This is a genomic window from Kribbella pittospori (genome assembly GCF_004331465.1).
Classification (GTDB): domain Bacteria; phylum Actinomycetota; class Actinomycetes; order Propionibacteriales; family Kribbellaceae; genus Kribbella; species Kribbella pittospori.
Genome location: NZ_SJKB01000003.1, coordinates 79,353 through 91,025 on the forward strand (window position 1 = coordinate 79,353; position 11,673 = coordinate 91,025).

General features: G+C 68.3%; 11 protein-coding genes. 9 read left to right on the forward strand and 2 right to left on the reverse strand.

Annotation, left to right across the window (positions count from 1 at the left end; translation table 11 throughout):
- Positions 1–171: 171 nt before the first annotated feature.
- From yajC to E0H73_RS10795, 7 genes are all read left to right on the forward strand, one after another.
- Complete coding sequence (gene yajC, locus E0H73_RS10765) at positions 172–621, forward strand: preprotein translocase subunit YajC (protein WP_131353513.1); 450 nt, start codon at positions 172–174, stop codon at positions 619–621.
- Between the two features lie 86 nt (positions 622–707).
- Positions 708–2,450, forward strand: coding sequence for a protein translocase subunit SecD (gene secD, locus E0H73_RS10770; RefSeq protein WP_131353515.1), 1,743 nt, complete (start codon positions 708–710; stop codon positions 2,448–2,450).
- Positions 2,450–3,634 carry a protein translocase subunit SecF gene (gene secF, locus E0H73_RS10775; RefSeq protein WP_131353517.1) on the forward strand — a complete coding sequence of 395 codons (1,185 nt, stop codon included), beginning with the start codon at positions 2,450–2,452 and terminating at the stop codon, positions 3,632–3,634. Before secD ends, secF begins: the two co-directional genes overlap by 1 nt.
- Before the next feature lie 2 nt (positions 3,635–3,636).
- A complete protein-coding gene (locus E0H73_RS10780; protein ID WP_131354629.1) occupies positions 3,637–4,176 on the forward strand; it encodes an adenine phosphoribosyltransferase in 540 nt (179 codons plus the stop codon).
- A 309-nt stretch (positions 4,177–4,485) separates the two neighbouring features.
- The gene (locus E0H73_RS10785) at positions 4,486–6,684 is read left to right on the forward strand and encodes a RelA/SpoT family protein (protein ID WP_202867366.1); all 2,199 of its coding nucleotides are present in this window, start codon (positions 4,486–4,488) and stop codon (positions 6,682–6,684) included.
- Between the two features lie 71 nt (positions 6,685–6,755).
- A complete protein-coding gene (locus E0H73_RS10790) occupies positions 6,756–7,166 on the forward strand; it encodes a hypothetical protein (RefSeq protein WP_131353521.1) in 411 nt (136 codons plus the stop codon).
- A 287-nt stretch (positions 7,167–7,453) separates the two neighbouring features.
- A complete protein-coding gene (locus E0H73_RS10795) occupies positions 7,454–8,095 on the forward strand; it encodes a hypothetical protein (protein ID WP_238163934.1) in 642 nt (213 codons plus the stop codon).
- On the opposite strand, the gene E0H73_RS10800 is transcribed toward E0H73_RS10795, so the two are convergent.
- Positions 8,092–8,991 (reverse strand): hypothetical protein, encoded by a 900-nt coding sequence (locus E0H73_RS10800; protein ID WP_131353523.1) that lies wholly within the window; start codon positions 8,989–8,991, stop codon positions 8,092–8,094. The two genes, E0H73_RS10795 and E0H73_RS10800, sit on opposite strands and share 4 nt — an antisense overlap.
- 184 nt (positions 8,992–9,175) lie before the next feature.
- Here E0H73_RS10800 and E0H73_RS10805 point away from each other — a divergent pair, with 184 nt between their 5' ends.
- Positions 9,176–9,757 (forward strand): papain-like cysteine protease family protein, encoded by a 582-nt coding sequence (locus tag E0H73_RS10805; protein ID WP_202867317.1) that lies wholly within the window; start codon positions 9,176–9,178, stop codon positions 9,755–9,757.
- Position 9,758: 1 nt separating this feature from the next.
- Positions 9,759–10,517 carry a hypothetical protein gene (locus E0H73_RS10810; RefSeq protein ID WP_131353527.1) on the forward strand — a complete coding sequence of 253 codons (759 nt, stop codon included), beginning with the start codon at positions 9,759–9,761 and terminating at the stop codon, positions 10,515–10,517.
- Positions 10,518–10,795: 278 nt separating this feature from the next.
- Here E0H73_RS10810 and E0H73_RS10815 read toward each other — a convergent pair whose 3' ends face one another.
- Positions 10,796–11,659 (reverse strand): hypothetical protein, encoded by an 864-nt coding sequence (locus E0H73_RS10815; RefSeq protein ID WP_131353529.1) that lies wholly within the window; start codon positions 11,657–11,659, stop codon positions 10,796–10,798.
- Positions 11,660–11,673: the final 14 nt, after the last annotated feature.

The window sequence follows — 11,673 nt, forward strand, 5'->3', positions numbered from 1 at the left end:
TCCGCCGGCCGAGTCGAGTAACTCAAACGTGACCCGGTGTCATGAGGTACTTGTTGTCGCCCACGGCTAGACTCCCCGGTGGCCTGACCTAAGGTCATTCCGCTGCGACCTGCGCGCTTGCAGAGCGTGCCGGACGCCCGTACTCCCAACGACGAAGGATTCTGAGTCCCGATGCAACTCATCGCCGTACCGCTCGCCTCTTCCGGGGGCGGTGGCTCCGCCTTCACCTTCCTGCTTCCGCTGATTCTGATCGTCGGAATGATCTGGTTCATGAGCCGCACCCAGCGCAAGCAGCGGGCGCGCCAGGCCCAGACGGTGGCCGCTCTCACCCCGGGCACGAAGGTGATCACGACCAGTGGCCTGGTCGGGATCGTCGAGGAGACCGACGACGAGTACGTGACCCTGGAGATCTCCGAGGGCGTGCTGGTGCAGGTGGTCAAGGCCGCGGTCGGCCGGGTGATCCCGGAAGAGGAGCCCGCCGAGACGATCGAGGAGCCGGCCGGGGACGACCTCGCCGAAGCCGCGAAGGACTCCGTCGACGTCCCGGACGCCGGCAAGGACAAGGCCGCGGACAAGGTGCAGGACGCGCCGAAGCTCCCGCCGACGCACACCGAGAACTGATCCACCGCCCCTGACGGAGTGCGGCGCGGTCATCAGCGTCCACAAGATGGTGTGGCGCGCCCAGAAGCACAAAGGTTGAAACTGACGTGGCAACGACGACGACATCCCGCCCCGGGCGGCTACTGATCGTCCTGGGGGTCATTGTGGTCCTGCTGTTCGGGATCATGGGGCTCACCAAGACGTGGAAGCCCAAGCTCGGTTTGGACCTGCGCGGTGGCACCACCATCACGCTGACGGCCAATTCCCTCGCCGGTGGTGGTTCGGTGACCGCCGACCAGCTGAACGAGGCGAAGAACATCATCTCCCAGCGGGTCAACGGTGCGGGTGTCGCGGAAGCCGACATCACCACCTCCGGCGCGAACCACATCAACGTGGCCGTGCCGGGTGCCACGCAGGACGCCCTGGTGAAGCAGGTCGGCCAGACCGCCCTGCTCTACTTCCGGGTCGTGTACGACTCGCAGGCCGCCGCGCCGGCGCCGGTACCGACGCCGACCCCCACGGGTACGCCGAAGCCGAGTGCGAAGCCGACCACGACGCCCAAGCCGAGCACCACGGTCAAGCCCGGTACGCCGACGACCACGCCGAAGGGGCGGGCCTGGAGCAGCGTTCTCGGCAACGCCACGCCGACGCCGACCCCGAAGCCGAGCACCCCGGCCGCGACGCCGAGCACACCGGCCACGCCGGCTGCCAACGGTGATCCGCTGAAGTACACCCCGGACGCGGCCACCCAGGCGGCGTTCGCGGCGTTCAAGTGCGACGACAAGGACATCGCGCAGCAGAACGACGACCCGAACAAGCCGTTGTTCTCCTGCGACCGCCAGAAGACGACCAAGTTCCTGCTCGGTCCCGCGATCATGAAGGGCACCGACCTGTCCGACGCCACCGCGGGTATCCCGCAGGGCGGCTTCCAGTGGCAGGTCAACCTGAAGTTCACCGGCGAGGGCGGCGACAAGTTCCTCGACGCGACGACGGCCATCTCCCAGCGTGGCGAAGGCCAGAACCTGTTCGCGATCGTGCTGGACGGCGAGACCATCTCGACCCCGAGCGTCGCGCAGCCGATCCCCGGCGGTCAGGCGCAGATCACCGGTACCTTCACCGAGACCGAGGCCCGCGACCTGGCGAACGTGCTGAAGTACGGCGCGCTGCCGGTCTCGTTCGACATCTCCTCGGTCGAGACGGTGTCGCCGCAGCTCGGTGGTGACCAGCTGTCGGCCGGCATCTGGGCCGGTCTGATCGGTCTGGGCCTGGTCGTGATCTTCTCGTTCCTGTACTACCGCGGTCTGGGCATCGTGGTGGTCGCGTCGCTCGCGACCGCCGGCGTACTGACCGGCGCCTGCGTGATCCTGCTCGGCAAGGCGATCGGGTTCACCCTGAGCCTGGCCGGGATCGCGGGTCTGATCGTCGCTGTCGGTATTACCGCGGACTCGTTCATCATCTACTTCGAACGCCTCCGCGACGAAGTGCGTGAGGGCCGCAGCCTGCGCTCGTCGGTCGAAACCGGCTGGGCCCGGGCCAAGCACACCATCATCGCGGCCGACTCGATCTCGCTGCTCGCCGCGGTGGTCCTGTACGTCCTCGCCATCGGCAGCGTGAAGGGCTTCGCGTTCACGCTCGGCCTGACCACGCTGATCGACCTGCTGATCGTCTTCATGTTCACCAAGCCGCTGGTCACGCTGCTGGCCCGGACCGACTTCTTCGGGCACGGGCACAAGCTGTCCGGCCTGGATCCGGAGCATCTCGGAGTCGAACGGCTGCCAGGTCAGATGAAACCGACGGTGCGGCCGCGCAAGACGCCGTCGACGCGCAAGCCGGTCGGAGGGGAGGTCTGATGTCGAAGCTCGGACAACTCGGTGCCAAGCTGCACCGCGGTGACGTCTCCTACGACTTCATCGGTCATCGCAAGCTCTGGTTCAGCGTCTCCGCGATCCTGGTGATCGTGTCGCTGGCCGGCCTGTTCGCCCGCGGCCTCGCGCTCGGGATCGAGTTCAAGGGCGGTGTCGAGTACCAGGCGAAGGTCAAGGTCACCAGCGACACCGTGCAGAACTTCACCGACGCGGTGAAGGCGACCAACGCCAAGGACCTCGGCGACCCGGTCGTCACGACCATCGGCGACGGCTCAGTGCGGGTGCAGACCAAGCCGCTCGGCCAGGACGACATCGCGAAGGTGCGGGCCGCGGTCGCCAAGGAGGCCGGCGTACCGATCGAGCAGGTGACCTCGCAGCAGATCGGCGCCTCCTGGGGGCAGCAGATCGCGAACAAGGCGATCCTGGCGCTGATCGTGTTCCTGGTCCTGGTGTTCGCGGTGATCTGGCTGTACTTCCGAGAACCCAAGGCCTCGATGGCCGCCATCATCGCGCTGATCCACGACGTGACGATCACGGTCGGTATCTACGCGATCATCGGCTTCGACGTCACGCCGGCCACGGTGATCGGCGTCCTGACCATTCTCGGTTACTCGCTGTACGACACGGTCGTGGTGTTCGACAAGGTGCGGGAGAACACCCGGGGCATCACCGGGTCCAACCGGTACACGTACTCCGACGCCACCAACCTGGCCGTCAACCAGACCGTCGTCCGGTCGATCAACACGACGATCACCGCGCTGCTGCCGGTCGGCGCGATCCTCGTCGTCGGTACGGTCGTGCTCGGGACGGGGCCGCTGAAGGACCTGTCGCTGGCGCTGTTCGTCGGTATTGCGGTCGGTGCGTACTCGTCGATCTTCATCGCTCCGGCGCTGCTGGCGGTCTTCAAGGAGCGTGAGCCGGGCATGCAGGCGCTGCACCGCCGGGTGATGGCCAAGCGGGCTCAGACCGCGGCCGCCGGTACGCCGGCTCCGGCCGTGGCGACTGCCGGTGCTGGTGCGGTTGCCGCGCGGACCGCCGTACAGGACAAGCCGCGTAAGCAGGACCGCCCGGCCGGTACGGCGCCGACGCCGGCTTCACGCCCGATGAAGGCCACCGCGGCCGGACGCCCGCAGCCGTCGCGCAAACCGCGCTCGAAGCGCGGCAAGTGACGATGCGGACGCTGGAGCAGGTCCTCGCCGACGGCATTCGCGACATCCCGGACTACCCGCAGCAGGGGGTGATGTTCAAGGACATCACCCCGCTGCTGGCCGACCACAGCGGGTTCGCCCAGGTGGTCGACGCGCTGGCCGCGTTCGGGCGTGACGACGACGGGAACCCGGTGGTCGACAAGGTGGTCGGGATCGAGGCGCGCGGGTTCATCCTGGCCGCCCCGGTCGCGCTCGCTCTCGGCGCCGGGTTCGTGCCGGTGCGGAAGAAGGGGAAGTTGCCGGCCGCGACGTACGAGGAGTCGTACGCGCTGGAGTACGGCGAGGCGACCATCGAGGTGCACCAGGACGCGTTCACACCGGGTGACCGGGTGCTGGTGATCGACGACGTACTCGCCACCGGCGGGACGGTCGAGGCCTGTCTGCGCCTGATCCGCCGCTGCAAGGCCGAGGTGGTCGATACGGCAGTGCTCCTCGAGCTCTCGTTCCTCCCGGGCCGCAAGCGGCTGGCGGGGGAGCAGTTGCGCGCCCTCATGACGGTCTGACAGTTCCGATTCCGGGCAAACTCTCCGCGACCGGGAGTTGACCCGGCGTGTTGTCCACAGGGTATTTCTGCCTCGTTGGCCGACGCCCCCTAGACTGGTGCTCTGTCGGCGGAGGGACACAACGTGGGCGAAGACCCGGCGATTGCATCAGCGGTGCCGAACGTTGCACCGCAGGAGCCTCCGCGCGCGCCGTCACCGGTGCGCCCGGCGCCGGTGCCGCCTGCCGCCCAACCGCCGCGGATCGCTCCAGCCCGGGTCCGGGCCCGTCTGGCCCGCCTCGGCGGCACCAGGCATCCGAACCGCGCGCCCATGCTCGAGCCGCTGTTCCGGGTCGTCCGGGCGACCCACCCGAAGGCCGATCTCGGCATGATCGAGCGCGCCTACCGGACCGCGGAGAAGTACCACACCGGCCAGATGCGCAAGAGCGGTGACGCGTACATCACCCACCCGCTCGCCGTCGCCACCATCCTGGCCGAGCTCGGTATGACCGCGCCGACCCTGTGCGCCGCGCTGCTCCACGACACCGTCGAGGACACGCCGTACACGGTGGACGAATTGACCCGCGACTTCGGCGAAGAGATCGCCATGCTGGTCGACGGCGTCACCAAGCTGGAGAAGGTTCGCTACGGAGAGTCAGCGCAGGCCGAGACCATCCGCAAGATGGTGGTCGCGATGTCCAAGGACATCCGGGTGCTGGTGATCAAGCTCGCCGACCGGCTGCACAACATGCGCACGCTCGGCTTCCTGCGGCAGGAGAAGCAGGAGCGCAAGGCCCGCGAGACGCTCGAGATCTACGCCCCGCTGGCGCACCGGCTCGGTATGAACACGATCAAGTGGGAGCTCGAGGACCTGTCCTTCTCGACCCTGCACCCGAAGGTGTACGACGAGATCGTCCGGCTGGTCGCCGAGCGCGCGCCGTCGCGGGACGAGTACCTGGCGTCCGTGATCGACCAGGTGCACGAGGACCTGCGCGCCGCCAAGGTGAAGGCGACCGTCACCGGCCGGCCCAAGCACTACTACTCGATCTACCAGAAGATGATCGTCCGCGGCCGCGAGTTCGGCGACATCTACGACCTGGTCGGCATCCGCGTGCTGGTCGAGTCGGTCCGGGACTGCTACGCCGCGCTCGGCATCCTGCACGCGCGGTGGAATCCGGTGCCCGGCCGGTTCAAGGACTACATCGCGATGCCGAAGTTCAACATGTACCAGTCGCTGCACACCACGGTGATCGGCCCGCAGGGCAAGCCGGTGGAGCTGCAGATCCGGTCCTTCTCGATGCACCGGCGGGCCGAGTACGGCATCGCCGCGCACTGGAAGTACAAGGAGGACCCGACCTCGGGCGTGCCCGAGGCGGCCGGTCCGTCCAGCACCGAGATCGGCGGGCCCAACGAGATGCCGTGGGTCCGGCAGTTGGTCGACTGGCAGCGGGAGACCTCCGATCCGTCGGAGTTCCTCGACTCGCTGCGGTTCGAGATCAACAACTCCGAGGTGTACGTCTTCACCCCGCGCGGTGACGTGATGTCGCTGCCGACCGGATCGTCGCCGGTCGACTTCGCGTACGCGATCCATACCGAGGTCGGGCACCGCTGCATCGGCGCCCGGGTCAACGGCCGCCTGGTGCCGCTGGAGAGCACGCTCGAGAACGGCGACGTGGTCGAGGTCTTCACCTCGAAGGCGCAGGGCGCGGGTCCGTCCCGCGACTGGCTGTCCTTCGTGAAGAGCCCGCGGGCGCGGAACAAGATCAAGCACTGGTTCTCCAAGGAGCGCCGGGACGAGGCGATCGAGCACGGCAAGGACGCGATCGCCAAGCAGCTGCGCAAGGAAGGCCTGCCGCTGCAGCGCCTGCTGTCGCACGAGACCCTCACCGCGGTGGCGAACTCGCTGCGCTACCCGGACGTCACCGGTCTGTACGCCGCGGTCGGCGAGAGTCACGTCAGCGCACAAGCCGTCGTACGCCGCCTGATCGAGACGTACGGCGGTGAGGAGGGCGCGGCCGAGGACCTGGCCGAGGGCGTCCACCTGCCGGCCACCCGCGAGCGGCGGAAGCGGACGGCCCGTGGCGATGCTGGTGTCATCGTCAAGGGCGCGACCGACATCCTGTCCAAGCTGGCGCGCTGCTGTACACCGGTTCCGGGCGACGAGATCATCGGCTGGATCACCCGCGGCGCCGGCGTCTCGGTGCACCGGGCGGACTGCGCGAACGTCGAGAACCTGCAGACCCAGCCGGAGCGGATCGTCGAGGTCGAGTGGGCCCCGACCGCCCAGTCCGTCTTCCTGGTCGCGATCCAGGTCGAGGCGCTGGACCGGGCGCGGCTGCTGTCCGACATCACCCGCGTGCTGTCCGACTACCACGTGAACATCCTGTCCGCGGCCCTGACCACGACCCGCGACCGGATCGCCAAGTCCCGCTTCACCTTCGAGATGGGCGACCCGACCCACCTCGGCCACGTCCTCAAGGCAGTCCGTTCCGTCGAAGGCGTCTTCGACGTCTACCGCGTGACTCAGTAGGGGCGGTGGGCAACGCCTTCGGCAGTTCGGTGGCCGGGCCGCGTGTGCGGCTGTCCAATGGTGGTTCGGACGTGTTCTTGGACGTGCTCGCGCTGGCGGCGTGCGAGCTGGCGGTGACCGAGTTCCAGCGTGGATTCGCTTTGCTGCTGTGCAATTCGCGGATCGGGCTGGGTAACGAGAGCTTCGATCTGGACGAGTTGCCGTGGCCGTCGGTCGGCTGGGAGGCCGAGCGTGGGTTCCTGCTGCGGGTGATCGGGTTGGCGAAGGCGCGCTTCCGGTGGGAGTTGCTGTCGTACGAACCGCCGTACGCGGAGAAGTATCTGGCGGATTACGAGGACGTGGTGCGGGACTACCGGCCGCCGGCTGAGGCGGTGGAGTTGCCTCGGATGTGGGATCCGGAGCCGGCTGCTGCGGCGTTCACTCGGTGCCGTGAGCATGGGTTGTTCCTGGGCGACTACACGGACTGCCGAGTCTGTTCGTGAAACGCCGCAGTCTGTTGATCGTCGGGGCCGGGTTCCTGGCCGGCTGCAGCAACCCTTCAGCCACCTCGGCGCCCGCCGCCACGGCACCGCCTACCTCGGCGCCGACCACCTCGGCGCCGACCGCCTCGGGGCCGACCACCTCAGCGCCGTCGGCCACAGCCTCGCCGTCTCCACGTCCGACGGTTTCGGCGACTCCGCGACCCACGGTTGCGTTGCCGTCTGTCCGCCCGTGGGTTCCTGGAGCGGGGGAGATCCATCCTGAGGTCAAGCGGGCTGCGGTGGCGGCGGTGGTGAAGTTGCTGGGGCGGCCGAAGACTGCGGTTGACGTGATCGACGCCCAGTACGGCGGGATCCTGAGCGACTCGGCCAGTGTGCTGGTGCCTTGCCGGGTCTACTCAATTTCTGGCGGACGCGTCGTGACCAGCGGTACGACGTACGACGTACGGCTGAGCAGGTCGGGCGGGAGCTGGAGGGTGACCGCAACGCATCCGGCGCGACCCGGAGCGGCGACGTCCCGGCTGTCCTCGGCGGCTCGGCAGGTCCTGGCCAGCGAGCGGATCGCACTCCCGCCTGCGTCCGCGGCGGACATCCGCTCGGGACAGGTCCACGACAGTGTGCTGCGGACGATGCTCGAGCTCGCCAAGACCTACCGGATCGGCATCAGCGTGATCCGCTCCGGCCATCCGATCAACGTCTTCGGGACCAACCGCCCCAGCGACCATCCGCGCGGACGGGCCTTCGACACCTGGCAGATCAACGGCCGCGCGGTCGTTGCCCCAGGCACGTCACGCTCACTCATCACGTCGTACATGCGTGCCGCTGAATCCCTCGGCTCCTACAACGTCGGCGGTCCGTACCAGCTCTCCGGCGCTGCCTTCTTCTCCGACCAAACCCACCACGACCACGTCCACGCCGGCTTCCGCAGCTAGTCCCACTCCCACGCGATGCCGACTGTGCCGGGGTCGGCGGACGGCTCCACGACGTGGGCGCGTCCGTCGGCGGTGAGCATCAGGTCGCGGCGCAGGAGATCCGGACCGCTGGTGTGTCTGCGACGGAACTCGTTCACGCGGACCGGCAGAGCGGCCCGGTCGAACTGCACCTCGAGCACACAATGCGCACCGCCCCACTCGCTGAATCGCTGGTAGTCCACCGACGGCAGCCCGTTCCGGTCCTCGATCTCGTAGTGCACCACGGCCGTGTCGCCAACGGCGAGAACGCGGTCGAGCAGGAGCTCAGCCAGCATCGCGCCGGCCTCGGGAGCGCGCGCGACCCGGCCGGTCCGGCAGCCGCTCATCGCGTGCAGCGTGAGTTGGTCGACGTCGCACCCGGGTTCGCCTTGGTGCGCGATGATCAACAGGTCCACCGGCTCCACGGCGACAACGCTCTGAGTCACTCGTCGCCGGTGGGCGCTCCGGTCCGGGCCGAGGTGGATCTCGTCGAGCGCGGTGAGGGTGCGGAGCCGGCCGTGGGCGTCACGACGGAGTCGATCGAGCAGCGGGGTGAGGGACACGGCGTAGTCGACGACGGCGTACGGCGGTGTCGTGGCGGCCGGTTCGCTACGCGCCGGCGGGATGCGGACGGTGAGCCAGCCGGGTGGCAGCTGCAGGAGCTCCTCGAGCGCGCTGATCACGGCCAGCGAGTCCTCGCGCGGGACCCGGCGGCCGCTCTGCCAGGTGCTGAGCGTCGCGACGCCGACGTGGAGCCCGCGGTCGGCCAGATGCGTGCGGATGCGGTTCAGGGCCAGGCCACGGCGCGCGATCGCCTGCCGCAGCGCCTCGGCGAACGACGTCTCCGGAGTCACAGGCCGCACCGACGATTCGATCATGGTGATGCTCCTCGGGTCCCGCCGGTCAGTGTAAACATTCACAGCACTGTCCGGCAGTAGTTCGTCACACGCTGTTCACGGCGGCTTCGCGTTCACACGGGCCATTCGGGCGGTACGCCGGTTCTTGCCGGGCGCGGGCGTGCTCCTGACGATGGACCCCTCCCCACCCACCGAAGGAGGATCCATGCGCAGGCTCCGCCCCCGCCGTACCTGGTCATTGCTTCTGGCAATGATCATCGGCCTGGCCACGCTGGTACCGCTCGCTCCGCCGGCCTCGGCCGCGCCCGGCAGCTACTACCTCGACGTCACCGGGCAGGCGCAGCAGAAGTCGAACTGGTGCTGGGCCGCTACCGGCAACAGCATCGCCGCGTTCTACGGGAAGTCGTACTCGCAGAACCAGTTCTGCAACCTGGCCTTCGGCAACAGCACGAACGTGACCTGTCCGAACAACCAGGCCACGCTGGCCAACGACCAGCGGGCGTTCCGGTCGATCGGGATCAGCGCCGGCAGCTACGTCTCGTCAACGCTCAGCTTCAGCACGCTCGTCAGCGAGATCGCGGCCGGGCGCCCGGTGATGACGCGCATCGGCTGGTCGTCGGGCGGCGGGCACATGATGGACATCATCGGGTACGACTCCTCCGATTCGACCATCGAGTACTACAACCCTTGGCCGGATGACCCGCGCTACAACTACTCGACGTACAACTGGTACCGGTCCAACTCGCAGTTCACCTGGACCCATTCCCTGTACCGGATCGGAGCCTGACATGCCCCGCCCGAAGAACATCCTGCTCCGTCTCAGCGCCGTACTGGCCGTCGGTCTCGGCCTTGTACTGACCGTCGGTGGCGCTGCCAGCGCAGCCGGTCCCGAACCGGTGTCCGGCAACGAGTTGTCAAAGGCAACCACCGCGGCGCACTCGCCGACCGCTTTCAGCCTGCTCGGCAAGGTCCCGGCCGTATCCGCGAAGACTGCGGCCACGGTCTCGCACGACACGCACCCGGTGTACGCGCTCAACCCCGCCTTCGTTCGCGACGCGTCGGCGCCGGTGGCGACCTTCTGGTACGCCGCCACGCCCGCCAGCAAAGGCGGTCAAGCCCTGACCGTCTACACCGCTCCCGACCCGGTAACGGGTGCTTGGCAGGCAGTCAACGTGGCGAGCGGGAACACCGAAGCCCGCATGATCGCGGCAGCTCGTGGCGCCCTCGTCTTCACCGAGCCCCAGATCGGAGCCTGGTACGCCCTCACCGGCACCCAGATCCGCCCCCTCAACCCCTCCGCCACCAAGTCCATCGGCCGCGCCCCGATCACCATCGCCGCCTACAACGACCTCATCTCCACCCGCTACAACGACAAACTCCCCGGCACCCCCTACTCCGACCAAGGCAAAGCCGGCGGGTACGACACCACCACCCCGGCACCCACCCACAACTACCAACTCCCCATCGCCACCACAGGAGCCGCCCTCCTCCTAACCGCCCTACTCCTCCAAACCCTCCACCACCGCAAGCCCACCCCCGCCAGCTAACCCCCTCCAAACCAGTCCTGTTCGCCGTACGTGTCCCCTCGGTACGGCGAACAGGACTGTCCAGCGTTGGCTGCTGGAAGGCGAGCCGCTGGTCCGAGTGCCGCGCTGGTGACGACCGGCGGGGGAGGCGCGGGTGTTGGCAGAGAAGGCGCTGGCCGCGAGCAGTAGAGCTGAGTTGGGGCTGCAGAGATCGGTCCGCCGGATGGGATCAGGTGCTAGCGAAGGCATTCGACTTCGTACGGCGAGCAGGGTGTCCAGCGTTCCGAGGGGTGTGGTGATTACCAGCGGCGGGGGAGGCGGGGGTGTTGGCAGAGGAAGGCGCCTGCGGCGAGTTCTAGTGCGGGGTAGCGGCCCCAGAGGTCAGTTCGCCGGACGGGGATCACGTGCCAGCCGAGGGCGTCCAGTTCGGTACGGCGGGTTTCGTCGCGGAGCTGTTGTTTCTGGGTGGAATGCCATTGGTCGCTGTCGTACTCGAGCCCTAGCCGCTTCCCATCCACTGGGCGATCGGGGTAGCCGAGGTCCAGGCGGTAGGTGCGGTTCGGCCCGTCCACGGGGACCTGGAGGTCGGGGCGGCCGAAGCCGGCGTCGATGAGGCGTAGGCGTAGCCAGGACTCGCCGGGGGAGGCGGCTCTGCGGTCGGCGTACCGCAGGATGTCTTGGCTTTGGGGGTAGCCGCGACGGCCTTCATAGGCTGCTGACGCAGAACGGAGGGCCCAGCGATCGGCTTGGCCTGAGCGAAGGAAGGCGTCTACGGCGGAGAGGGCGAACGGGCGAGGTAGTTGCATGGCGAGCTCGACGGCGGTGGCGACCGGGCTGGTGACTTGTACGCCGCGCACTTCGACTACGTCGGTGGCCTCGTGGGTCCATTGGGCTTCGATCAAATCCTCCGGACCGATCGCGGTGGTGTCGAGGCCGTGGATCCAGGCGGCGAGCCGGCCGCAGGCTGCTGCACCGTTCGGTACTACGAGTTGGGCGGCGTTGGCGCGAAGGGTGAGCGAGTCGGGGACTCGGACGTCGACGTACACACCCTTCATGACCGGACGGATGTCGCCGCCGCCGAGCAGCCAGCGGAGCTTGCGGCCGACCTGATGAGCACGGAACGGCAGACCGCAGAAATACAAGGGGAACTCGGCAGGCAGCATCCCAGCAGGATGGC